The 23,154-nt window shown below is 70.4% G+C and carries 20 protein-coding genes; 12 read left to right on the forward strand and 8 right to left on the reverse strand.

Translation table 11 applies throughout. From position 1 onward, the window contains the following. Together ON39_RS25130 and galK are read right to left on the reverse strand one after the other, a co-directional pair. Positions 1-695: sodium:solute symporter family transporter (locus tag ON39_RS25130; RefSeq protein WP_444543775.1), on the reverse strand; the 695-nt coding region annotated here is incomplete at its 3' end. Positions 696-843: 148 nt separating this feature from the next. Continuing rightward, a complete protein-coding gene (gene galK / locus ON39_RS25135) occupies positions 844-1,977 on the reverse strand; it encodes a galactokinase (protein WP_083894685.1) in 1,134 nt (377 codons plus the stop codon). A 493-nt stretch (positions 1,978-2,470) separates the two neighbouring features. Here galK and ON39_RS25140 point away from each other — a divergent pair, with 493 nt between their 5' ends. Next, on the forward strand, positions 2,471-3,961 hold the full coding sequence (locus ON39_RS25140; RefSeq protein ID WP_085998258.1) for a GGDEF domain-containing protein: 1,491 nt from the start codon (positions 2,471-2,473) through the stop codon (positions 3,959-3,961). A 21-nt stretch (positions 3,962-3,982) separates the two neighbouring features. Here the strand turns inward: ON39_RS25140 and ON39_RS25145 are convergent, their stop codons facing one another. Both ON39_RS25145 and ON39_RS25150 read right to left on the reverse strand, forming a co-directional pair. After that, positions 3,983-4,753, reverse strand: a complete 771-nt coding sequence (locus ON39_RS25145) for a DUF6319 family protein (protein ID WP_040738066.1) — start codon at positions 4,751-4,753, stop codon at positions 3,983-3,985. Between the two features lie 127 nt (positions 4,754-4,880). Further along, the gene (locus ON39_RS25150) at positions 4,881-5,534 is read right to left on the reverse strand and encodes a TetR/AcrR family transcriptional regulator (protein WP_040738067.1); all 654 of its coding nucleotides are present in this window, start codon (positions 5,532-5,534) and stop codon (positions 4,881-4,883) included. 236 nt (positions 5,535-5,770) lie between these two features. Here ON39_RS25150 and ON39_RS25155 point away from each other — a divergent pair, with 236 nt between their 5' ends. From ON39_RS25155 to ON39_RS25175, 5 genes are all read left to right on the forward strand, one after another. Further along, positions 5,771-7,138 (forward strand): flavin-containing monooxygenase, encoded by a 1,368-nt coding sequence (locus tag ON39_RS25155; RefSeq protein WP_040738068.1) that lies wholly within the window; start codon positions 5,771-5,773, stop codon positions 7,136-7,138. Positions 7,139-7,143: 5 nt separating this feature from the next. Further along, complete coding sequence (locus tag ON39_RS25160; RefSeq protein WP_040738069.1) at positions 7,144-8,295, forward strand: EstA family serine hydrolase; 1,152 nt, start codon at positions 7,144-7,146, stop codon at positions 8,293-8,295. Continuing rightward, positions 8,295-9,335 (forward strand): NAD(P)-dependent alcohol dehydrogenase, encoded by a 1,041-nt coding sequence (locus tag ON39_RS25165; RefSeq protein ID WP_040738070.1) that lies wholly within the window; start codon positions 8,295-8,297, stop codon positions 9,333-9,335. Before ON39_RS25160 ends, ON39_RS25165 begins: the two co-directional genes overlap by 1 nt. Before the next feature lie 17 nt (positions 9,336-9,352). Continuing rightward, positions 9,353-11,002 (forward strand): steroid-24-oyl-CoA synthetase, encoded by a 1,650-nt coding sequence (gene casG / locus ON39_RS25170; RefSeq protein ID WP_040738071.1) that lies wholly within the window; start codon positions 9,353-9,355, stop codon positions 11,000-11,002. A 62-nt stretch (positions 11,003-11,064) separates the two neighbouring features. Beyond that, complete coding sequence (locus ON39_RS25175) at positions 11,065-11,958, forward strand: alpha/beta fold hydrolase (RefSeq protein ID WP_083894676.1); 894 nt, start codon at positions 11,065-11,067, stop codon at positions 11,956-11,958. 62 nt (positions 11,959-12,020) lie between these two features. On the opposite strand, the gene ON39_RS25180 is transcribed toward ON39_RS25175, so the two are convergent. Continuing rightward, positions 12,021-12,305: a hypothetical protein gene (locus tag ON39_RS25180; RefSeq protein WP_040738072.1), complete on the reverse strand. Its 285-nt coding sequence runs from the start codon at positions 12,303-12,305 to the stop codon at positions 12,021-12,023. A gap of 213 nt (positions 12,306-12,518) precedes the next feature. Here ON39_RS25180 and ON39_RS25185 point away from each other — a divergent pair, with 213 nt between their 5' ends. Beyond that, the gene (locus ON39_RS25185; protein WP_040738073.1) at positions 12,519-13,550 is read left to right on the forward strand and encodes a DoxX family protein; all 1,032 of its coding nucleotides are present in this window, start codon (positions 12,519-12,521) and stop codon (positions 13,548-13,550) included. Between the two features lie 53 nt (positions 13,551-13,603). Here the strand turns inward: ON39_RS25185 and ON39_RS25190 are convergent, their stop codons facing one another. Next, a complete protein-coding gene (locus tag ON39_RS25190) occupies positions 13,604-14,035 on the reverse strand; it encodes an STAS domain-containing protein (RefSeq protein WP_083894677.1) in 432 nt (143 codons plus the stop codon). A 288-nt stretch (positions 14,036-14,323) separates the two neighbouring features. On the opposite strand from ON39_RS25190, the gene ON39_RS25195 reads away from it, so the two are divergent. The 3 genes from ON39_RS25195 to ON39_RS25205 are packed head-to-tail and all read left to right on the forward strand — an operon-like array spanning position 14,324 to position 17,192. Further along, the gene (locus ON39_RS25195) at positions 14,324-15,364 is read left to right on the forward strand and encodes an ABC transporter substrate-binding protein (RefSeq protein WP_040738074.1); all 1,041 of its coding nucleotides are present in this window, start codon (positions 14,324-14,326) and stop codon (positions 15,362-15,364) included. Beyond that, positions 15,361-16,407, forward strand: coding sequence for a FecCD family ABC transporter permease (locus ON39_RS25200; protein ID WP_083894678.1), 1,047 nt, complete (start codon positions 15,361-15,363; stop codon positions 16,405-16,407). The genes ON39_RS25195 and ON39_RS25200 overlap by 4 nt, the downstream gene beginning before the upstream one ends. Beyond that, complete coding sequence (locus tag ON39_RS25205) at positions 16,407-17,192, forward strand: ABC transporter ATP-binding protein (protein WP_040738075.1); 786 nt, start codon at positions 16,407-16,409, stop codon at positions 17,190-17,192. Before ON39_RS25200 ends, ON39_RS25205 begins: the two co-directional genes overlap by 1 nt. Positions 17,193-17,194: 2 nt before the next feature. Here ON39_RS25205 and sigC read toward each other — a convergent pair whose 3' ends face one another. Beyond that, positions 17,195-17,761: an RNA polymerase sigma factor SigC gene (gene sigC / locus ON39_RS25210; RefSeq protein WP_040738076.1), complete on the reverse strand. Its 567-nt coding sequence runs from the start codon at positions 17,759-17,761 to the stop codon at positions 17,195-17,197. Between the two features lie 124 nt (positions 17,762-17,885). Between sigC and ON39_RS25215 the strand changes: the two genes are divergently transcribed. Together ON39_RS25215 and ON39_RS25220 are read left to right on the forward strand one after the other, a co-directional pair. Further along, positions 17,886-18,635, forward strand: a complete 750-nt coding sequence (locus ON39_RS25215; RefSeq protein WP_051187032.1) for a zf-HC2 domain-containing protein — start codon at positions 17,886-17,888, stop codon at positions 18,633-18,635. A gap of 13 nt (positions 18,636-18,648) precedes the next feature. After that, positions 18,649-20,910: a heavy metal translocating P-type ATPase gene (locus tag ON39_RS25220; RefSeq protein ID WP_040738077.1), complete on the forward strand. Its 2,262-nt coding sequence runs from the start codon at positions 18,649-18,651 to the stop codon at positions 20,908-20,910. Between the two features lie 4 nt (positions 20,911-20,914). Here ON39_RS25220 and ON39_RS25225 read toward each other — a convergent pair whose 3' ends face one another. Further along, the gene (locus ON39_RS25225) at positions 20,915-22,891 is read right to left on the reverse strand and encodes a cytochrome c oxidase assembly protein (protein WP_246002795.1); all 1,977 of its coding nucleotides are present in this window, start codon (positions 22,889-22,891) and stop codon (positions 20,915-20,917) included. Between the last annotated feature and the right edge of the window lie 263 nt (positions 22,892-23,154).

A 23,154-nucleotide genomic window follows, 5' to 3' on the forward strand; every position in this document is an offset into this window, starting at 1 on the left:
TTGTCCCGCAACCCATCCCAGCCGCCCACCTTGTGCAGGCCCACCAGGGTGAGCGGCAGCAGCGCCGCGACGATGACGAAGAACTGGAGCACCTCGTTGTAGATCGCGGCCGACAGCCCGCCGAGGGTGATGTAGGAGAGCACGATCACCGCGGCGATGATCACCGACAGCCACAGCGGCCAGCCGAGCAGCACGTTCAGGATGGTGCCGAGCAGATACAGGTTGACGCCGGCGATCAGCACCTGCGCGATGGCGAAGCTGAGCGCGTTCACCAGGTGCGCGCCGGTGCCGAAGCGCCTGCGCATGAACTCCGGCACGCTGCGCACCTTGGAGCCGTAGTAGAACGGCATCATCACCACGCCGAGGAACAGCATGGCCGGGACCGCGCCGATCCAGAAGTAATGGAAGGTCGGGAAGCCGAATTGGGCGCCGTTGGCCGACATGCCCATGATCTCGACGGCGCCGAGGTTCGCGGAGATGAACGCCAGGCCGGTCACCCAGGCGGGCAGCGAGCGCCCGGACAGGAAGAAGTCGATGCTCGAGGACACGCGCTGCCTGGCCAGCAGGCCGATGCCGAGCACGAACACGAAATAGAGTGCGACCAGGGCGAAGTCGACCGGGGCCGCGTCGAGTCGCAGCGTCGAGGAGGCGTCTAGGTAGACCGCGGCCGACGACCGCGGTTCCGCGGCGAGCAGCGCGGACGTCAGAACAGGTGAATCGGCAAGCGGCACAGCGTCCCTCCTGGCGGTGAAACCGGGCGTCGAACGAGACCCTTCGTGGTTACTCTGCGTGATTGTGCCTCACCCGCGGGCCACAATCGCGCACAAAGAGCTGGACGGTCGCTCAGCCGGCCCGGTGGGCGCCGGGCGCCGGGCCGACGACGAAGGTGCGCGGCTCGGCAAAGTCGCGGGCCGCAAAGTGTTTTCGGACGGCGGCCACCACGGCGTCGGTGTCGGCGCGGTCGACGAGCGCGAGGGCGCTGCCCCCGAATCCCCCGCCGACCATCCGCGCGCCGTGCGCCCCCGCGGCGAGGGCGGCGTCGACGGCGGCGTCGAGCGCGGGCGTGGACACCTCGAAGTCGTCGCGCAGCGAGACGTGGCCCTCGGTGAGGATCGACCCGATCGCGCGCGGATCCGCGCCGGTCCGCAATTTTTCGGCTACTCGCAGCACCCTGGCGTTCTCGGTCACCACGTGCCGCGCCCGGCGGCGCAGCACCTCGTCGCCGATTCGGTCCAGTGCGGCCACCGAGTCGACGTCGCGCAGCGCGGGCACGCCGAGTTCGGCGGCGGCAGCCTCACATTGGGCGCGGCGCTCGGCGTAGCCGCCGTCGACGTGCTCGTGCGGCTGGCCGGTGTCGATCACCAACAGCTCCAGGTCGAATCGCGCCAGATCGAACGGAATCTGTTCGTGCGCAACGGCATTCGCGTCCGTGTCAACGTGCTGCGCGGCGAAGCGCCGCACGTCGAGGAACAGCGCGTGGCCCGCCGTGCACAGGATCGAGGCCGACTGGTCCAGCAAACCGGTCGGCGCGCCGACGTAGTCGTTCTCCGCGGCGCGGGCGAGGTCGATCAGCTCGCGGTCGCCGACGGTGGGCGCGAACAGATCTCGCAGCGCGATCGCCACCGCGCAGGACAGCGCCGCCGAGGACGAGAGCCCCGCGCCGATCGGCACCGCGCCGTCGAGCGCCAGCTCGACCCCGCCGATCGGGTGGCCGCGCCGCACGAACTCGGCGACCACCCCTAGCGGATACCGCGACCACCCCGGCACCCCGTCGCGGGCCGCGGCCAGCTCGGCGATCTCGACCAGAACCGTCTCGTCCGGCCGCTGCCGGGAGACCACCCGCACCTTCGCGTCGGTGCGCACGCGCGCCGCGCACTCGACTACCAGCGGCAATGCGATGGGTAGCACGAAACCGTCGTTGTAGTCGGTGTGCTCGCCGATGATATTGACCCGGCCGGGCGCAACCCATGTCCGCACGTGCCCTCCCTCGTCTGTCGTGTCCACGGCCCTGCCACACGTTACGAGACACGCCGTCCGAACACCGCTTTCGGCGGTCGAAGGCGCGCGTTTCGCCCGGCTCGGCCCACCGCGAAACCACCCCGGTGGGCACCCCTATTTATTGCGTCGGATTCCCTCCGGTTGCGCCAAGTACGCGACATGAGCGGGCTTTTCATGCCATGATCGAATCAGTTGTCCAGGTTCTCGTTGCCGACCGCGCTGCGCTCGGTTGGGACATTTACTCGTACAACAACACTCGGTTCTTGTTCGCCGAGAGCATTGCGCATGGTGCTCACGAAACGGGCGAACGACGAGGTCGTGGTGGAGGACGAACACATCTGCTACGCGGCTTGGTTCACAGGGATGTAGCGACCAAGGGGGGCTGATGACAGTCAGCGAAGACCGGCCTGCGGCACCGCCGTTCCGGTTCCGAACATGGTGGTACGTACTGCTTCCGGGGGGAAGCGCGGCCATGATCGCGGTACACGTGACGGCGAATTCACCGCTGTTGTCGCTGTGCACGATGGGCGCCGTCCTCGCGGGCGCGCTCGCGATGATCGGCTTCGGGCTGCGGACATACCGGCCGACGCGCCCGCTGCCCTGGTATCTGCTGTCCGCCTCGGCGGTGTTCTCCGCGGCCGGCGCCGCGCTGCGCGACACCTCCGACCACGCCCTGCACCCGATAGACGACGTGTGCACGCTGCTCGCCTATCTGGCGGTGGGCCTCGCGGCGCTCATCTGGCTGCGCCCGCGTCAGGTCCGGTCGAACTACGACCTGCTGCTCGACTCCGCCCTGATCGGGCTCGGCGCGCTGCTGGCCTCCTGGACGTTTCTGATCTCGCCGATCCTGCACCTGCACGGCTCCACCGCGAACACGGCGGTGGCGGCCGTCTACCCGGTGCTCGACGCGTTGCTGCTGACGCTGGTCGCGCACTCGGTCGCCACGTCGAGCCGCTCGGAGTCCTCGCTGCGGCTGCTGCACGTCGGGCTGATCACGGTGCTGCTCGGCGACCTCGGACACAGCCTCGCCAAGGCGGGCACCCTGGCGATCGGGCGCGAGATGCTGATGGCGCCGCTGCTCGCGACGTACACGATCGTCGGCGTCGCGGCGCTGCACCCGACGATGACGGGGCTCGGCGCGCCGCGACGAATCCACCCGCACCACTCGCGCCAGCGCGCCAGCTTCATCGCGGTCGCGTTGATAGTGGCCTCGCTGGTGCCGGTGGTCGGCTCGTCGCTGGGCACGCTCGACCGGGTGGTGGTCTCGTCGTTGTTCGCGCTGCTGCTGATCGGGGTGCTCGTGCGCAGCGAGCGGGCCATCGTGCGCAGCTCACGCAGCGAGCGGCGGGCGCAGTACCAGGCCGACCACGACATGCTCACCGGGCTGCTGAATCGCTCGGCCCTGCTGCGCGCGGTGAACCTCAACAGCGAGCGCTGGGCCGAGCAGCCGCTGTGCCTGCTGTTCATCGACCTGGACGGCTTCAAGATGGTCAACGACAGCTACGGCCACGCGGTCGGCGACGAGCTCATCGCCAACGCCGCCTCCAGGATTCGGCGCGTGGTGCTGCGCGACGACATGGTCGCGCGCTACGGCGGCGACGAATTCGTGGTGCTCTCCCCGCTGGACCGGCAGGAGGCCGCGACGCTGGCCGAGCGCCTGCTCGGCGCCTTCGTCCGGCCGTTCGAGCTGAGCGCGGGCGAGATCCCGATCACCGCCAGCATCGGGATCGCCTGCGGCAGCCCGCGCAGCACCGAGTCGACCGTCTACGACCTCATCCGCGACGCGGACTCGGCCATGTACCACGCCAAGGAGTACGCGCTCGGCTACGCGTTCCACGACGACGCGCGGCACGCGCCGGACCCCGTGCGGTACCTGGCGAGCGACCCGGCGCGGCACAGCGCGAACGAGCCGGGGCGGCGGATCTGGCGCACCAGCCCCAGATCCACCAGCACCGCGGTCTGATCGACGGCGCGGCGGACGCGCCTAGTCGACCAGCTCGTCGAGCAGTCGCCGCGCCGCCTCGAGCTCGGCCTGCAGCTGCTGCACCTTGGCCTCCTGCGCCTCCCGCGCCGCCTCCAGGATGCCCGCCACCACCTCGGCCACCTCGGGATGCAGGATCTTGGCCGCCTGCGCCACCGCGGAGCTCGGCACGGCGAGCCCGCGCACGGCGCGCTTCTTGCCGCTGACCACGTCGACCGACCACTCGCCGTCGGCGGTTCCGGTCAGCGTGACGGTGACCTCGGGCGTCTTCGCCTTCGGCCGGGCGGGCGCCTTGGCCGCCTTGGCCGCGGTCGCGGGCTTGGCCGCGGGCTTGCTCGCGCCGCCGTCCTGCTCGTCCGAGTCCGGCGTGCTCGCAACGGGTTTCGGGACGACCGGCGGCGGCGTGGCGGAACTGGGGGTGCTCGGTGTCGCAGCGCTCGTCAAGGTCGACGGCTGGGTCACGGGTGTTTCCTTCCTGGTGGTCGACTTCGGCTGGGCAGTGGAAACGGTGGCCGCCCCTCGCGGCGGCTTGGTCAACGTCACTTCTGTCGGAGAAAAGGACAGTACATCCTTCGATCCGGTGGGCCGGACCTGCAGGAAGTCTCCGTCGGCCGGGTCGCCGAGGGAGATCACCTTTCCCGACCGGCCCTCCGGCACGCCCACCGCGGCGGCGGTGAACCACACCATGGGCGGGCGGCCGCCGGCGATGTCCGCGGCGATCCGCTGAATCTCGCTGTCCGACAATGGCTTGGGCTTGGTTTTAGGCGACGGCATGGTGACTCCGAGCGATATTCGTGGATGGCTGCGTGCACAGATGATGCCGCACCGCACCGACAGATTCGCAGGCCGCTACGAAATCGAGTCCCAGAACACGATTTCCGCGCGGCCAGCGAATATCGAGCTACGCCCGAGGATCGCCGTGGCGGCGGTCTCGCTCGCCCGGCGCCCGCAGGGCGGGGAACCAGATATCGGTGAGCACCTCGGCGGCCCGCTCGGCGGAGACGTGGATGGTGCCCTGGACCGCCCAGCGGGTGAAGAAGCGCTCGAGTTGGGCGACAAGCAGTTCCACCCGCAGCCGTGCCTCGTCGGCGCGCTCGGCGGGCCAGCGGGCGAGGTAGGAGGTCATCGCGTTGGGCAGGGCGTGGATGCCGGCGCGGGCGATATCCCGGAACTCCGGCTCGAGCGCGGTCGCCTCGTCCCAGGCGGGCAGCAGGTCACGGTACTCGTGGAACCACTCGATGGCCCGGGTCATCCACGCGACGAACTCGGCGCGAGAGCCGGTGTCCAGTACCCGGTCCAGGTCTTCGTAGAAATGCAGGGCGCTCGGCGCGGTGCTCTGCTCGGCGATGGCGCGCAGTATCTCGAGCTTGCTGGTGAAGTGCAGATAGAAGGTGGCGCGGCTGCAACCGACGGCGGCGGCGATGTCGTCGACCCGCACCGCCGCGTAGCCGCGGGTGCTGAACAGCTCCTTCGCGCCGGCCATCAACCGGGCCCTGGTCTGCTGCTTCTGCTCCTCCCGCAGGCTGGCGCCCGCCGGATTCGGGTTCGTACGCAACGGCTTCCTCGGGTCGGTCGAAAAGATCTGCTGACGTGCGAGTTTCGGTGAGCGAGTCTACCGGGGTCCGCGCCGTCGGCGCCTTCGTTAGACAATACGTTACTCACTAGACACGCTGTCTAGCGAGTGTTACCTTGTTGCCTACGTCACTCCGGAAGCCCAGCGCTACGGACGGTTTCGGCGCCGGGCGCGCCGCCGCGCGAGGTGACCGCCCGCCCAGCACGAGGACAAGTGAATTGACCCAACCCACTCTGCCGAGGGTCTGCATCATCGGCGCAGGCCCCTCCGGGATCACCACCGCGAAACGCATGCGGGACTTCGATATTCCGTTCGAGGTGTTCGAGGCCTCCGACGAGGTCGGCGGCAACTGGTACTTCAAGAATCCGAACGGAATGTCGGCGTGCTACCAGTCGCTGCACATCGATACCAGCAAGTTCCGGCTCGCGTTCGAGGATTATCCGGCGCCCGCGGACTGGCCGGATTTCCCGCACCATTCGCAGCTGTTCCAGTACTTCAAGGACTACGTCGACCATTTCGGGTTTCGCGACAGGATCCTTTTCGGCACGAAAGTGACCGCGGCCGAACGACAGTCCGACGGCCGCTGGCTCGTCACCGCGAGCGACGGACGCACCCGCGACTACGACGTATTGATCGTCTGCAACGGCCACCACTGGGATCCGCGCATTCCCGACTACCCCGGTGAATTCGACGGCGTGCTGATGCACAGCCACGCCTACAACGACCCGTTCGACCCGATCGACATGCGCGGCAAGAAGATCGTCGTCGTAGGCATGGGCAACTCGGGGCTGGATATCGCCTCGGAGTTGTCGCAGCGCTTCGTCGCGGAGAAGCTCACCGTCTCCGCCCGGCGCGGGGTCTGGGTGCTGCCGAAATACGTCAACGGCACGGTCGGCGACAAGCGGAGCGTGCCGTCGTGGATTCCGCGCAGGGTGAGTCTGAAACTCAAGCAGCGCTTCGTCCGGAAGTTCCGCGGCGACATGGAGTTCTACGGCCTGCCCAAGCCCGACCACCTGCCGTTCGAGGCGCACCCGTCGGCCAGCGAGGAGTTCCTGCACCGGGCGGGCTGCGGTGATATCGCGTTCAAGCCGGCCATCACGGCGCTGGAGGGGCCGCGCGTGCGCTTCGCCGACGGCAGCACCGAGGAGGTCGACGTGATCGTGTGTGCCACCGGCTACCGCATCAGCTTCCCGTTCTTCACCGACCCCGACCTGGCGCCCGACGAGCGCAATCGTTTCCCGCTGTTCCAGCAGATGATCAAGCCCGGCGTGGACAACCTGTTCTTCATGGGCCTCGCGCAGCCGCTGCCGACGCTGGTGAACTTCGCCGAGCAGCAGAGCAAGCTGGTCGCCGCCTACCTGACCGGACGATATCTGCCGCCGCCGCGAGCGGAGATGGAGCAGGCGATCCGCGCGGCGGAGCAGCGCCGGACCGGGCGCTACTACGACTCGCCTCGGCACACCATCCAGATCGAGTTCGAGCCGTACGTGCGCGACCTGACCAAGGAGATGGCGCGGGGGGCCAAGCGCGCCGCCGCGAACGGTCACGCCCTGCCGGTGCCGGCCCGGGCCTTGGAGAGCGCGTGACATCGATGACGACTTCGGGTTTCTGCGTCGACGAATTCGGCGGTGTCCGAACGGAATTGGCGAACCAGCTCGCCTCGGGCGAGGAGCTCGGCGCGGCCGTGTGCGTGACGGTCGACGGTGAGACGGTCGTCGATCTCTGGGGCGGCCACCGCGATCCCGAGCGGACCGTGCCGTGGACCGAGGACACCCTCGTCAATGTCTTCTCGATCAGCAAGACGATGACGGCGCTGTGCGCGCTGCTGCTTGTGGACCGCGGCGAGCTGGACGTGCGGCAGCGGGTCGCGCACTACTGGCCGGAGTTCGCGGCGAACGGCAAGGGCGACATAGAGATTCGCCACATTCTCGGGCACACCTCCGGAGTGTCCGGGTGGGAGCGGCCGATCGAGCTGGCCGATATCTACGACACGGAGGCGGCGAGCGCCCGCCTGGCGACCCAGTCGCCGTGGTGGACGCCGGGCACCGCGTCGGGCTACCACGCGCTGAACTACGGACACCTGGTGGGCGAGGTGATCCGCCGGATCACCGGCCGCGGCCTCGGGCAGTTCTTCGCCGAGGAACTCGCGGGCCCGCTGGATGCCGACTTCCACATCGGCACCGGGCCCGAGCACCACCACCGCATCGCGCCGCTGGTCCCGCCGCCGCGCCTGCATTTCGACATGGCCTCGCTGGACCAGACCAGCATTCTGGTCAAGACCCTCACCAGCCCGCTGCTCGATCTCCCCGAGGCCAACAGCGCCGCGTGGCGACGGGCCGAGATCGGCGCGGTGAACGGCCACGGCAATGCCCGATCGGTGGCGCGGATCCAGTCGCTGGTGTCCTGCGGCGGCGCGCTGGGCGGCCGAAGGTTGTTGTCGGAGAAGACGATCGACCTGATCTTCGAACAGCAGTCGGACGGGCCGGATCTGGCGCTGCTCGTGCCGCTGCGCTTCGGCCTCGGCTACGGACTCCCTCAGCCGCAGACCGCGCCGGCGGTTCCCGGCGGCCGGGTCTGCTGGTGGGCCGGGCTCGGCGGCGCCATCGTCGTCAACGACCTCGATCATCGAATCACCTTCGCCTACACCATGAACAAGATGGCGCCGGGACTCATCGGCTCGCCCCGCGCCGACGCCTACCTGCGCGCGGTCTACACCGCGGTCCGCGCCGGGGCCCGCGCGTGATGCGGGCATTGCAGCTCACCGAGCCGGGCGTGCTGGAGCTGCGCGAGGTGCCGATCCCCGCGATCGGGCCGGGCGAGCTGCTGCTGCGGGTCGGCGCGGCCGGGATCTGCCACTCCGACCTGCACGTGCTGCACATTCCGTTCCGCATGCGCGAGGACCCGCTGACGCTCGGGCACGAGATCGCGGGCACCGTCGAGGCGGTCGGCGCCGACGTTGTCGGCCGCACTGAGGGCGAACGCGGCCTCGTCTACCTGTGCTGGTCGTGCGGCGTGTGCCGGGAGTGCGTGCGCGGCAATGAGAATGTCTGCTCGGCCGCGGGCCGCACCGCCATGCCGCCGTGCCCGGGCTTGGGCCCCGACGGGGGCATGGCCGAGTACATCCGCGTGCCCGCAAGCTCTTTCGTACCCATCGGCGACCTCGACTTCACGCAGGCGGCGCCGCTGGCGGACGCGGCGCTGTCCAGCTATCACGCCATTCGCGGTGCGCGCGAACAGCTTCGGCCCGGCTCGGTCGCGGTGGTGATCGGCGTCGGCGGACTCGGGCACGTCGCGGTGCAGATTCTCGCCGCGACCACCGCGGCCCGGGTGATCGCCGTCGACCTCGGCGCGGACAAGCTCGCGCTGGCCGCCCGGTGCGGCGCGGACGAGGGGCTGATCATCGGCGCCGAGACCGCGCGAGAGATCCTGGACCGCACCGAGGGTCGCGGGGCCGACGCCGTCTTCGACTTCGTCGGCGTCGACCAGACCGCCACGCTGGCCGTGGAGTCGGTGGCGCCCAACGGCGCCTACCGGATGATCGGCCTCGGCGGCGGTGCACCGGAGCTCACCGCGGCCCCGGCGGGCGGGCCGGGCTGGCCGTGGGGCGCCTCCGTGCGAAAGTCGTACGGTGGCACCAAATCCGACCTGATCGAGTCCGTCGCGCTGGCCCGGTCGGGCAAGCTCAGGGTCGAGGTCGAGCGCTATGACCTCGCGGCGGGCCGCGAGGCGCTCGACCGGCTGGAACGCGGCCTGGTCACCGGCCGTGCGGTATTGATTCCGTAGACGAGGAAGAGCGTTAGATGACAAAGCCTTTCGATCAGCAGGCGTTCGCCGCTGCGGCGGTGGCCCGGCTGACCGGCCCGGGTGGGCGCTTCGAGATGGTGGTCGAGGACGTGCTCGGCGCGCCGGTGCCGGTGCTGCGGCACCGGGGCAGATCGCTCGGCGACGTACTGGCCGCGTCGGCCGACTGGGGCGCGCGCGACTACCTCGTCACCGAGGACCGCCGGATGTCGTTCGCCGAGCACGCCGCGGCGGCCGGCGCGCTCGCCGCGGCCCTGCGGGACCGCTACGGCGTCGAAAAGGGCGACCGGGTGGGCATTCTGGCCGCGAACACGCCGGAGTGGGTGCTGGCGTTCTGGGCGGCCCAGAGCCTCGGCGCGATCGCGGTGGGCTACAACGCGTGGTGGACGCCGAGGGAGATCGCCTACGGCGTCGGGCACACCGAGCCCACCGTGCTCGTCGTCGACGCGAAACGGGCGGCGCTCGCGGCGGAGCTCGACCTCCGCGTGCCCGTGCTCACCATGGAGCACGACCTGCCCGCGCTGATCGCCGAGTTCGGCGACGCCGCACCGCCGCGCACCGAGGTGGCCGAGGACGACCCGGCGGTCATCCTGTACACCAGCGGCACGAGCGGGCGCCCCAAAGGTGCGGTGCACTCGCAGCGAAACATGTTGGCGGTCATCGGCTATCACCAGTTCAACGACGCGCTGGCCGCCGAGTTCGCCGGCGCGAGCGAACCGCCCAGCGGCCGAAGGTTTCTGCTCACCTCCCCGCTGTTCCACATCGCCAGCCTGCACAATCTGGTGGTGCCACGCCTGGTCACCGGCGACACCGCGGTGCTGTACCAAGGCGCGTTCGACGCGGACCGGGTGCTGCGGCTGATCGAGCGCGAACGCGTCACCAACTGGGGCGCCATGCCGACGATGGCCACCCGGCTGCTCGAGCAAGACCTGTCCCGGTACGACCTGTCCTCGCTCGCCTCGTTCTCGCTCAACTCGGCGCCGTCCTCGGCAGCGCTGCAACAGCAACTGCGCGAACAGCTTCCGGTGGCCAAGACCGCGCTGGTGACCAGCTACGGACTCACCGAGTGCAGCACCGCGGCCACCCTGGCGAGTCCCGCGGAGCTCGCGGCGTTCCCGGATACGGTGGGGCGCCCCGTCATCGGGGCCGCGGTGCAGGTTCGCGACGGGGACGGCAACCCGGTTCCGGACGGCACCGAGGGCGAGATTTGTGTACGCAGTTCGTATGTGATGCTCGGGTACTGGAACGACCCGGCGGCCACCTCGGCCGCGATCACCGAGGACCGCTGGCTGCGCACCGGCGATATCGGCGTCATGACCGAGGGCAGGCTCCGATTGTCCGGTCGGCGTTCGGATCTCATCCTGCGCGGCGGCGAGAACGTCTACCCCACCGAGATCGAGCAGTGCCTGGAGGAGCATCCCGGGGTCCGCGAATGCGCCGTGATCGGCGTGCCGGACGCCGACCTCGGGCAGCAGGTCGCCGCCCTCGTCGTGGTCGAGAACGACTCGGCGACAACCGAAGCGGAGCTGCGGGCCTTTGCCGCGGAGCGCATCGCCTACTACAAGGTGCCCGCCCGGTGGCGCCTCACCACCGCCGCGCTGCCGCGCAACGCGACCGGCAAGGTCGTGCGCGCCGGTCTCGAGGTGTAAGGCGGCCGGCCTCGCGTTCGCCCGCGTCAGCGACGACGGCACCGTAAAATTGCCGTGACCGGGTGACACGTTCACCCGCCCGCTCGCAGGGAGTCGACGTGGACATTTTCGAGCATCGCGGCCGGGCCGTGGCCTTCGACCAGGTCGGTAGCGGCCCGCCCGTGGTGTTCCTGCACAACGCGGGCACCCAGCGCCGCATCTGGGACGACCAGGTGGCGGCGCTGGCGCGCGAGCACCGGGTATACGCCCTCGACCTGCCCGGTTACGGCGAGTCCGAGCAGCCCGCGGACGGCTACCGCCTCGCCGACTACGTGGCCATGCTCGACGCCTTCCTCGACGCGCACCGCCTCACCGAGGTGGTGCTGGTCGGCAACTGCCTCGGCAGCGCCACCTCGCTGAGCTACGCGATCGGCCGTCCGGACCGGGTGCGGGCGCTGGTGCTGATCAACCCGCTCACCTGGGACACCGTCAGCTCCGGGCAGTCCGCCGCCCTGGCCTGGGCCGATGCCCGGCTGCCGCTGGGCCCGCTGGCCCGCAGGCTCGCGCTGCCCGGCCGCGCCGTGTCGTTGATCGTCGCCAACCAGCTCGGCGCGCGGGGCAGGCGCGACCGGTTACAGCACTCCCCCCGCCTGCGCGCGCACTGGTCCGATCGGGGCCGTCTGCTCGCGCTGCACGGCCTGGTCCAGGACTTTCCCGCCTACGCGGCCCTCGATCGGTTCGACCCGCCCGCCGGCTTCCCGCCGATCTGCACGATCTGGGGCAGGCAGAACCGCGTTCTCTCGGCCCGCGCGGGCGCCCGCCTCAGCCGTCGGCTCCGGGCGCATACGGCGGTGGAGCTGCCCGACTGCGGCCACCTGCCGATGGTGGAGGACCCGGAGCGGGTCACCTCCGTCATTACCGACTTCTTGGCGGAGGCCGGGCTGGCGAGGATTCGCAAGGCTGTCGGCGGGCCGTAGGCCGTGTGTCGAAGTCCTGCCCGATGCATCCCGGACGCGACTTGGGGCAGAGGCGAACGCGCTTACAGCGGTGCCGCCGTGGGGTAGAGCGCGGTGAAGCTGTCCGACCGCACACCGCAACCGGCGCACTCGAATTCGACGCCGAGGGTGAGCAGCCAGTGCATCCGCGTGTGACACGTATCGCACATGAAGTCGACGCCGTCGGGGTGGCAGCAGGCCCGCTTGCGGATGAACCATGCCGCGCGATGTCGGCAGGGGACGGTATCGAAACGAAGGGTGCAGCCGGGGGCGGTCGGTAGCGAGGCGACGATGCCCTCGAAAGTCGTTGGGGCCGTTGCGGAGTTCATCGGCGATACCTTCTGGCGAGTCTCAGCGGGCGAGGCTGGGTGGATTCCCTCGATCCACACCATGCTGATCGTTCGCTCATTATTTGCCGTTACGCGGGGACGCGGCGGTGTAGATTCGACGCTCGATACGCCCGTTACTCCCCGCCCACCGGGTTTGATGCGACACCTTCCGGGAACCCGGTCGAATAGAGCCGTCGAGGAAAGGGATCCGTCATGTTGTTACGCCGACTTGCCCGCCCGCTTTTGGCCACTGTCTTCGTCGTGGAGGGTGTCGATACGTTGCGGCACCCGGAATCACGCGTGAAGGCGGCGACCGAGCTGGTGCAGCGAGGCCAGCGTCAGCTTCCCGAGGAGTACGCCGCCAAGTTGCCGAGCGATCCGGGAACCGTGGTGCGGATCAATGCGGGCGCTCAGGTAGCTGGCGGTGTGCTGCTGGCCCTGGGCAAGGCGCCGCGCCTGGCCGCGCTGGTGCTGGCCGCGACCGTCGTCCCGGCCACGGTCACCGAGCAGGACTTCTGGAACGAGGCCGACCCGGCGCAGAAGGCGACCAAGCGCAAGGCGTTCCTCAAGGACCTCGGGCTGCTCGGCGGTCTGATGATCGCCTCCGCCGACACCGAGGGCAAGCCCTCGCTGGGCTGGCGCGGCAAGCGGGCCGCCCGCGACGCCGCCGCGACTGTGACCGCCGCACTGCCGTTCACCGGATCGTCGGACAGCGCGACCGGTGATGTGCTGAAGCGTCGCGCCCACGAAGTCGCCTCCGCCGCAGGCAGTTTGGGCAGCGTCGCGGCCGCCAAGGGTTCGGAGCTGGCCGAGACCGTCCAGCAGCACGGACCCGAATGGGCCGCCGCCGCAAAGGAACACACCGCCCCGCTGGCCGAGACGGCCAAGGAGCGCGGCGCGGAGCTGGCCGAGATCGCCAAGCACCGCGGCGCCGAGTTCGCCGAGCTCGCCAAGGAGCGCGGACCGAAGTGGGTCGAGTTCGCGCGGGAGCGCGGCGCCGAACTGGCGGAGCTCGCCAGGGAGCGCGGCGCGGAGCTGGCCGACGTCGCCAAGCACCGCGGCGCCGAATGGGCCGAGCTCGCCAAGGAGCGCGGGGCCGAGTTCGCCGAGGTGGCCAAGGAGCGCAGCGCCGAACTGGCCGACACCGCCCGCGACCGCGGGCCGGAGCTCGCCGATACGGCCCGCAAGCGCGGCGGCCGATTCGCCGACAGCGCCCGGCACCGGGTCGAGAAGAAGTTGCGCTGATCCCAAAGCGCTGGGCCGTGTTTCGAAGTTCCATCCGGACTTCGAAGCACGGCCTAAGCCGTCTCTTCGTATCCGACAGCGCGGTCGGACAGCGCGGCGTCCAGCGTCCGTACCCTGCGGAAGCTGGGCGCCAAACCGGTCACCTCGAGGGCGCGCACGACACAGCGCGCCTCGGCGACCAATATCATTCTGCGCCTTGTTTTTTCGGCCTGCGCCTGGGCGTCGACCAGCACCCGTAACCCGACGGCGGCCAGGAAGGTGACCGGCGACAGATCGAGCACCACCATGGTGGGGCCCGCGCCGAACACGCGGCAGAGTTGAGCACGGAAACACGGCGCGGTGTACAGGTCGATGTCGCCCGACACCAGCATCACCGTGGTGTTGCGTCGCGGGAAGCACATCGAAAAACGAAGAAGGTCAGTGACTTCCAGTACCGGCCGGTCCGGCGGTGGAGCAGTGAACCGGTCGTCGTCATTGCGGGACATGTGCCGACTCCTCGGCCTGCCGCCACCCGGGGCAGACCTGTCTTCCAAGTGAAGCACGGCGAGTCAGGTCTGTACAGCGAAGCTCCGGCCGCACTTTCGCATCGAAAACGCGTCGATCCTCGCTCTAGCACGCCCTTTTCGAGTGTCGACCAGCTCACACGCACGCCCGCGACGAGCCGGGAACTACCGGGCGTAGTGGACCGACTAAGTGGTCATGCAGCGAACAGTCATGCGGAACCCGAGCGCCATCGACCGCCCGGTCGTGGCACAACGATCGACGAGGTACCCATGCTGAGGCAACATGCGCTGCTGCCGGCGCTGGCGGCGGCCACCCTCGCCGTCACCGGCTGCACCACCTCGGTGACCGACGCGACGGACAACCGGCCCTCGTCGGCGACCGAGGGTGTCGTCGAATACCCGGTGTCCCTGGAGAATTGCGGCAAGACCTACACCTACACCGAAGCACCGAGGCGGGTCGTCGTGATGAACGGCGGCTCCGTCGGCGAGGTGACCTCGCTCCTCGCGCTCGGCGTCGCCGACCGCGTGGTGGCCAACGCCCAGTCCTACGGCGCCTCCGACGTGCCGGGCCGGGCCGCCGCCATCGACGCGCTGCCCACCGGCGGGTTCACCAAGAACGACCTCCAGGACATCCCGCGTGAGGCGATGCTGAACCAGCGCCCCGACCTGGTGATCTCCACCGGTGGCGGCGGTTTCGCCGCCGATCTGGGCTTCGCGACCCGCGCGGACCTCGCCGCCGCGGGCGCCAATACCTATGTGCCCCGGACGAACTGCGGCGCGACCACCACCCTCACCGGGACGCCGACGATCGAGGACAGCTACGCGATGCTGCGCGATTTCGGCACCATCTTCGACGTCCGCGGCCGGGCCGACCGTCTCATCGCCGACTCACGACGCGCCGTCGCGGAGACGGCGGCGCGCGTGGCCGGGCAGCCGAAGAAGAACGTGCTGCTCGCCTTCGCCGGAATGGGGGCAGGCGACTTCTCCGCCATCGCGGCGGACGGCGTCTGGAACGACGTCATGGACAAGGCAGGCGCGGTGAACCCCTTCCGCCGCGGCGACGGCGCCATGTTCGCCTCGATCGACAAGGAGCAACTGGCGGCGACGCCGATCGACGGGCTAGTCGTGGTCAACCATCGCACCGCCGACATCGACACGGTCGCCCAGCGCATGCTCGCGCAGTTCCCGCAGTGGCCCGCGACGAAGACGAATAGTTATGCGGTGCTGTCGGACTCGGTCTACTTCGGCCCGAGCAACGATATCGGGGTGCGGCGCATCGCGAGCCTGGTGCACCCGGAGCTGTTCCGTTGAGCCGCACCGCAACCCGCGCGCCGCTGGCCGCGACGCCGCTGCCGATCGCGCTCGCCGCGGCGGCCGCGGTGCTGCTCGCCGTCGTGCTGCTCTCGGTCGCGGCGGGCTCGGTCACCGTGTCCGCGGCCGACACCGGACGGGTGGTCCTGGCCCATTTGTCCGGCAAGACACCGGATGTCGGCTTCACCGTCGACCAGATCGTCTGGCACTACCGGCTGCCGCGGGTGATCCTGGCGGCGCTGTGCGGCTGCGGTCTCGCGGTGGCCGGGGTGATTCTGCAAGCGCTGGTGAACAATCCGCTGGCCGACCCGTATGTGCTCGGGTTGTCCTCCGGCGCCTCGCTCGGCGCGGTGACCGTGGTCGTCACGGCGGGCGGCGTGCTCGGCGGCGTCGGGGTGAGCGCTGCGGCGTTCTGCGGGGCGATCGCGACCATCGCGGTGGTGTTCCTGCTCGGTCAGCAGCGCGGCACCCTGGTGCCGACCCGCCTGGTGCTCGCGGGCGTCGCCGTGGGCTATCTGCTGCTCGCCGCCACGAACTACCTGCAGCTGCGCGCCACGCCGAATGAGCTACGCGCCGTGCTGTTCTGGACGATGGGCAGTGTGGCGGGGGCGAGCTGGGGGCGGCTCGGCGCCGTCACCGTGGTCGTGCTGGTGACCGTCGCCGTCGCGCTCGCGTTCGGTCGCCGGCTCAATGTGCTCGGCACCGGCGACGAGCAGGCCACCGCGCTCGGCGTCGACGTGCGCGCGCTGCGCATCATCCTGCTGGTACTGGCCTCGCTGCTGACCGGGGTGCTGATCGCGGTCGCGGGCGGAATCGGCTTCGTGGGCTTGATGATTCCGCATGTGGTGCGGCTCGCCTTCGGCATGGACCATCGCCGGGTGCTGCCGCTGACCGCGCTCATCGGCGCCGCGTATCTCGTTGTGGTCGACCTGCTTTCGCGCACCCTCGACGCGCCGAACGAGTTGCCGCTCGGCATCTTCACGGCCGCGTTCGGCGCGCCGTTCTTCCTGTGGCTGCTGCGCCGCAACGGAGGTCTCACCTGATGTCCTCGGCCGAATTGTCCGTCGCCGGAGTGAGTGTCGCGTTCGGCGAGGCCACCGTGCTGGACCGGGTGACGCTGCACGCGCCGCCGGGCACGGTGGTCGGCGTCGTCGGCCCCAACGGCAGCGGCAAGACCACCCTGCTGCGCACCATCTATCGGTCGCTGGCGCCCGCCACCGGCATCGTCACGATCGACGGCGCCGACATCGCCGGGATGTCGATCCGCGCCGCCGCCCGCACCACGGCCGCCGTGCTCCAAAACGGTTCCGGCTCGGCCGAACTCACGGTTGCCGAGGTGGTCGCGCTCGGCCGCAATCCCCATCACGGCCTGTTCAGCCGGGACACCCCGGCCGACCACGAGGCCGTCGGCGAAGCGCTGGCGCGCACCGGCAGCACCGCCTACGCCGACCGCACCGTCGGCTCGCTGTCCGGCGGGGAACGCCAGCGCGTGCTGCTCGCCAGGGCGCTGGCGCAGCGGCCACGCCTGCTGGTGCTCGACGAACTGACCAATCACCTCGACGTCCGCGCCCGCTTCGAGCTGCTCGAACTGGTCCGCTCGACCGGCATCACCACCCTCGCGGTGCTGCACGAACTCGACCTCGCCGTGCGCTGCTGCGACCGGCTGGTCGTGCTCGATCACGGCTGTGTCGTCGCGGCGGGCGCGGTGCTCGACGTGATGACGCCCGAGTTGCTCAGTGAGGTGTTCGGCGTGCACGCCACCGCGACCCGGCACGACGACGGGGTGATTCGATTGCATTACGCCGCAAACCCTTTGGCGGGGCGATGACCTCAGCCGTGCGCGGTGCGCCGACCGCCGAACCGGGTCGCGGCGACCAGATCCTCGCGCGCCCGCGCCACCCTGGAGCGCACCGTGCCCACCGGGCATCCGCACACCGCCGCTGCCTCGGCGTAGGACAGGCCGAGCACCTGGGTGAGCACCAGCGCCTCGCGTCGCTCCGGCGCGAGATCGTCGAGCAGCAGGTTGAGCTCGACGATCTCGGTGTGCCCCTCGTGCCGCGGCGCCTGCCGGTCGGCCGCCGCGACCCAGTCGACGCCGTGCGCGATCTTCGGCCTGGCCACGGCCGTGCGCACCTGATCGACCACGACCCGGCGCGCGATGGACAACAGCCAGGTGCGCGCGCTGGCGCGGCCCTCGAAGCGTTTGATGCTGCCGAGCGCCCGCAGGTAGGTCTCCTGGGTCAGGTCGTCGGCCCGGCCGACCTCGGTGAGGTGGGCGAGCAGTCGCCACACGTCCTTCTGGGTGGCGCGGATGAAGCTCTCCAGCGCCCGCCGGTCGCCGCGCGCCGCCGCCAAGGCCAGGCGGGTCGTCTCGTCATCCTCGGCGGGCGTCGGCATGGTGTCGACAATAACCGGCCCGTACGCGGGGGCTCGACGGGCCCGGCGGCCGTATTCGGCGGCAGCGCACCGGTTTCGGTGAGCGCCGCCACCATCGACGGCCGCGGGGAACTTCGATGTCCGGATGGACGACAATCTGGGCGTGAAGTGCGAAGTGTGCCGGACGGCGCTGTCGGCCCGGATCGACGGCGAACGCGAGACCGCTCCCGCCGCCCGGGTGGACGAGCACCTGGAGCAGTGCGCCGACTGCTGCTCCTGGTACGTCGCCGCGGTGGAGACCTCGAAGCGGTTGCGCGGCGCCTCGTCGTACGCGCCGGACCTGACCGACGCGATCTTCGCCGCCGCCGACCTGGATCGGCCGCGGCCGACACCGCTGACCAGGCTGCGCGCCGCGCGGACCACGGTGATCCGGGTGCTGCTCGGCCTGATCGGAATCCTCCAGTGCGCCTTGGCCATAGCTCAGTTGGCCGGGCTCGACTTCGGCATGAGCCACCACCACGGTGCGGAGATGACCCGGCATCTGCTCAACGAGAGCACCGCGTGGAGCCTGGCGATCGGCGTCGGATTCGTCTATTGCGCGCTGCGGCCGCACGCCGCCGCCGGTGTGCTGCCGGTGCTCGGCGTGCTGGTGGCCGCGTTGAGCGCGTTCGTCGTCGCCGACCTCTACTCCGGCGTGGTGCCGGTCTCCCGCGTGCTCTCGCACGGCGTGCTGGTGGTCGCCCTGGTCCTGGTGGCTGTCGTGCACCGGACCCGCCGCCCGCGGACCTCGCCGCCGACCAGCGACCGCGTCCCGGCCGATCTGGTGCTGCCGCCGGGCGCCCGGCTCGGCAGGCGCACCGGGCACCTGCGCTCTACCCAAGATCCCGCCGCGTGATGAACGGACCGTCATGACCCTCGAGCTCGACCCGATCACTCGCACCGCGCCGAACCGCATCTCCCTCGCCGTCACCGGCATGAGCTGCGCCGCGTGCTCCACCCGGGTGGAACGCAAGCTCAACACGATCGACGGCGTCACCGCGTCGGTGAACTACGCCACCGGCATCGCGACCATCGACGCGGTCGGCGACGTCAGCGCCGAGCGGCTGTGCGACACGGTCATAGCCACCGGTTTCGGCGCGTCGCCGATCACCGACCACGTCGAGGCGATCGACTCCGCGCCCGAGGACGCCGCCGTCAGCGACCTGCTGCGCAGGCTGGTCGTCGCGCTCATCGCGTTCTTCCCGCTGGCCGATCTCTCGGTCATGTTCGCCACCATCCCCGCCACCCGCTTCCCCGGCTGGCAACTGATCCTCACCGTGCTCGCGCTGCCCGTCGTGGTCTGGTCGGCCGCGCCGTTCCACCGCAAGGCCTTCGCCAACGCCAAGGCGGGCGCGGCGAGCATGGACACGCTGGTCTCGGTCGGCGTGATCACCGCGACGCTGTGGTCGCTGGACACGATGTTCCTGCACCCCAACCGATCCGGGCCCGCGCCCGACGGGGTATGGGCGGCGATCTGGGCCGGCGACGCGATCTACCTCGAGGTGGCCGCGGGCGTCACCTCGTTCGTGTTGGCGGGCCGGTACTTCGAGGCGAAGGCCAAGCGGTCGGCGGGCAGCGCGCTGCGGGCGCTCGCCGCGCTGGGCGCCCGCGAGGTGACCGTGCTGACCCGCGAGGACCGCGAAATACGGGTTCCCATCGGCGAACTCGTGGAGGGTCAGCGTTTCGTGGTGCGCCCCGGCGAGACCATCGCCGCCGACGGCCTTGTGGTGTCCGGAGAGTCGAGTGTGGACGCCGGCGCGATGACCGGCGAGTCCGTCCCCGTCGACGTGTCGACCGGCATGGCGGTGATCGGCGGCACCACCGCGCTCACCGGGCGGCTCATCGTGGAGGCCGCGGCGGTGGGGGCGGATACCAAGCTGTCCGGGATGATTCGGCTGGTCGAGCAGGCCCAGACCGGCAAGGCGCGCATGCAGCGCGTCGCGGATCGGGTGTCGGCGGTGTTCGTTCCGTTCGTATTCCTCGTGACCGCACTGACATTCGTGATCTGGTTGATCACCGGCGCGGGAGCGGACACGGCGGCGGCGGCCGCGCTGGCGGTGCTGGTGGTGGCGTGCCCGTGCGCGCTCGGCCTCGCCATCCCCACCGCGCTCATGGTGGCGTCGGGGCGCGGGGCGCAGCTCGGCATCTTCATCAAGGGGCACCAGGCGTTGGAGGCCACGCGGGACGTGGACACCGTGGTGCTGGACAAGACCGGCACCGTCACCAACGGGGCGATGAGCGTGGTCGCGGTGGTCGAGCACGGGCCGTTCACCGTCGGGGAGGTGCTGCGCCTGGCGGGTGCGGTGGAGGCCGCGTCGGAGCACGCGGTGGCCGAGGCGATCACCGGGCACGCGCGCGAGCAGCACGCGGATCTGCCCGCGGTCGAATCCTTCGCAGCCCTACCGGGATTGGGCGCTCGCGGGGTGGTGGACGGCCGACGGGTGCTGATCGGCCGGTCCCGGCTCTTCGACGATCAAGGCCTCGATGTCCCGCCGGAGCTGAATCGCGCTGTGCGGCAGCAGGAACGCGCCGGACGCACCGCCGTGCTCGTCGCCGTCGACGGCGAGGCGGTGGCCGTGATCGCGGTGGCCGACACCGTCAAGGCGACGGCGGCCGCGGCCATCGCCCGGCTGCACCGGCTTGGGCTGCGGGTGATGATGTTCACCGGCGACAACGCCTACGCGGCCCAGTCGGTGGCCGACGAGATCGGCATCGATGAGGTCGTCGCCGAACTGCTTCCGGAGGGCAAGGTCGAGCTGATCGCCCGCATGCAGGAGCAGGGCCACCGCGTCGTGATGGTCGGCGACGGCATCAACGACGGCGCCGCGCTGGCCACCGCCGACCTCGGCATGGCCATCGGCGCGGGCACCGATGTCGCGATCGCGGCCGCCGACGTGATCCTGGTGCGCGAGGATCTCGGCGCGGTCGCCGACGCCATCGAGCTCGCGCACGCCACGCTGCGCACCATCAAGGGAAACCTGGTGTGGGCGTTCGGCTACAACGTGATCGCCATCCCGGTGGCCGCGCTCGGCTTCCTGAACCCGCTCATCGCCGGCGCGGCCATGGCGTTCTCGTCGTTCTTCGTCGTCTCGAACAGCCTGCGGCTGCGGCGAGTTCGCTTCGGCCGCTGAAGTTTCAGCGTCGTGACCGGGCCAACTGCTCGAGCATGGCGTTGTAGGCGACGAGATCAGAGTCGCCGTACTCCTCGTCCTTGCGGTCGATGCGCACGGCGGTGCGCCGGTCCTGCGCCACCCACTGGGTGAGCAGCGCGCCGACCACGAGCAGGATCGGGATCTCGCCGGAGACCCAGGCGATTCCGCCGCCGACGCGTTGATCGGCGAGCAGGTCGATGCGCCACGGCAGCTGCAGGTTGGTGTAGAAGCGCGAGCCGATCACGGAGTTCATCGACATCACCGCGACGCCGAAGAAGGCGTGAAAAGGCATGACCGCGAACAACATCCCCAGCCTGCCGAGGTGGGGCAGCCTGCGCGGGCCGGGATCGATGCCGATGATGCCCCAGTAGTACAGGTAGCCCACGATCAGGAAATGCACGTTCATCAGCACGTGCCCCCAGTGATAGCGGATCAGGCTTTCGAACAGCGGCGTGAAATACAGCCCGTAGAGCGAGATCACGAAGAGCGTGAGCGCCGTCGCGGGGTGCGCCAGCACGGCGGTGGGGCGCGAATGCAACACGGAGAGAACCCATTCGCGCACCCCTGGCACCTGCCCGCGCTCGGCGGGCGCGACCGCGCGCAGCAGCAGGGTCACCGGCGCGCCGAGCACGAGCAGCACCGGCACGAACATGTTCAACGCCATGTGCGTGAGCATGTGCATGCTGAACATCGCCGAGCCGTAGGCGCCGACGCCGGACGAGGTGGCGATCAGCAGCGCGACGCAGCCGCCGACCCACGACGCGGCGCGCCACGGCGACCACGCGTCCCCGCGCCGCCGCAGCCGCAGCACGCCCAGCGCGTACAGCACGATCGCGGCCAGCGCGGCGGTGCCGAGCACAATGTCGAAGCGCCACAGCGTCATCAACCGCAGCGGGTTCGGGCGGTCGAGCAGATCGAATCCGAGGAAGACCTCCTGCGCGGTGAACGACCGGTCGGCGAAGGCCGGGGCGGGCCGCACCGCCATGGCCACCGTCGCACCCAGAGCTACCGCGGAAAGCGCTGCGCCACAGGTGAACAAGAGCGCCGTCCGTGGACCGCGGCGTCGCATCGTCAGCGCCACACCGCCGCCGAGAACGACCACCACCAGCGCCAGCAGTCCGTACCCGGTGGTGAGCACGTCGGTCCATGGCAACAGGATCAGCCAGAGCACGAGCCCGCTCGCGGCGGCCGCGGCCAGGCACAGCAGGGCGATCGTCGCGCCGCGGCGATCCGCGGTGTGCGCGTGGGAACCGTTGCGGCGCAGCTGGTCCGCGACGCACCACAGCAGTCCGGGCAGCACCGAGACCGCGAGCTGGAAGACGATCATCGCGCCGGTGCCGTAGTCGTGATTCGGCCCCTCCCCCGCGTTCCCGACCAGCGCGGGCGGCAGCACGGCGACGGCCGCAACCACCGCGAGCACGGCTGTTCCGTTCCAGGACAACACCGTTCGAGCGCCCAGGGTCACCACGCCGGCCAGCACGGCGACCACGATCCACGCCTTGGGCTTCTCGCTCGCATCGATCAGCGCCCCGAGCGCCCCGATCCGGAAGAGGCCCGAGACCGTCAGCCCACCGATGTTCGCCGCGGTCACCGGGATCAGGGCCAGCGCCGACAGCAGCCACACCACACCGGCTCGCTCGGCGAGCCGCAGGCCGGAGTATCCGTCGACGTCGAGGCGCCCGCGGGCGGTGACAGCGGTGCAGCACACCGCGTAGACCAGCGCGCCGAGCGCGGTCGCGCCGGCCAGCGCGGCGACGACGCGCAGCAGCACGTAGCCGAGCACGTCCGCGAGGCCCGGATACGCGGTACCGGCGGCGCGGTAGGGCGCGTCGCCCGCCTCGACCACCGAGCCGATGACCAGAGCGAGCAGCACGACGACCGCGATGGGCGGGACGAGGTGGATCGTCGAGCGTTTCCCCTGCACGTTGCCGTCCACCATCCTCCAGACGAATGTTCGCACCTGAGCCAGGTCTCGTTGAGCGGTCGGCTACCGCGGCGGGAAAGTTCCGGCGGCGTGCGGACTGCGATCCAGTTCACAGCCGAGGCGCGCCGACCGTGGCGGAGGGCGCGATGTGTGATCGCCGTTCGGGTTCCGTAATGTCCTGAACCGAGCGCGAAACGTTCCGGGTCGGCGCAGCGACGAAGTGGGTGCGGTGTGCGTCGCGGCATCAGGCAGACCCGTGCACATCGCGCAGGCGCGCGGCCCAGCGCGCCCACAATGGT

This window comes from Nocardia tenerifensis NBRC 101015 (genome assembly GCF_000308715.1).
GTDB classification, from domain to species: Bacteria; Actinomycetota; Actinomycetes; order Mycobacteriales; family Mycobacteriaceae; genus Nocardia; species Nocardia tenerifensis.

Excerpts from the sequence above, each read along its gene's own strand:
- ON39_RS25205 (WP_040738075.1), top strand. The coding sequence starts at position 16,407 with ATGTCCTCGGCCGAATTGTCCGTCGCCGGAGTGAGTGTCGCGTTCGGC.
- ON39_RS25140 (WP_085998258.1), top strand. The coding sequence starts at position 2,471 with ATGATCGCGGTACACGTGACGGCGAATTCACCGCTGTTGTCGCTGTGC.
- ON39_RS25220 (WP_040738077.1), top strand. The coding sequence starts at position 18,649 with ATGACCCTCGAGCTCGACCCGATCACTCGCACCGCGCCGAACCGCATC.
- ON39_RS25195 (WP_040738074.1), top strand. The coding sequence starts at position 14,324 with ATGCTGAGGCAACATGCGCTGCTGCCGGCGCTGGCGGCGGCCACCCTC.
- ON39_RS25160 (WP_040738069.1), top strand. The coding sequence starts at position 7,144 with ATGACGACTTCGGGTTTCTGCGTCGACGAATTCGGCGGTGTCCGAACG.
- ON39_RS25215 (WP_051187032.1), top strand. The coding sequence starts at position 17,886 with ATGGACGACAATCTGGGCGTGAAGTGCGAAGTGTGCCGGACGGCGCTG.
- ON39_RS25145 (WP_040738066.1), bottom strand. The coding sequence starts at position 4,753 with ATGCCGTCGCCTAAAACCAAGCCCAAGCCATTGTCGGACAGCGAGATT.
- ON39_RS25185 (WP_040738073.1), top strand. The coding sequence starts at position 12,519 with ATGTTGTTACGCCGACTTGCCCGCCCGCTTTTGGCCACTGTCTTCGTC.
- ON39_RS25180 (WP_040738072.1), bottom strand. The coding sequence starts at position 12,305 with ATGAACTCCGCAACGGCCCCAACGACTTTCGAGGGCATCGTCGCCTCG.
- ON39_RS25190 (WP_083894677.1), bottom strand. The coding sequence starts at position 14,035 with ATGTCCCGCAATGACGACGACCGGTTCACTGCTCCACCGCCGGACCGG.
- sigC (WP_040738076.1), bottom strand. The coding sequence starts at position 17,761 with ATGCCGACGCCCGCCGAGGATGACGAGACGACCCGCCTGGCCTTGGCG.
- ON39_RS25165 (WP_040738070.1), top strand. The coding sequence starts at position 8,295 with ATGCGGGCATTGCAGCTCACCGAGCCGGGCGTGCTGGAGCTGCGCGAG.
- casG (WP_040738071.1), top strand. The coding sequence starts at position 9,353 with ATGACAAAGCCTTTCGATCAGCAGGCGTTCGCCGCTGCGGCGGTGGCC.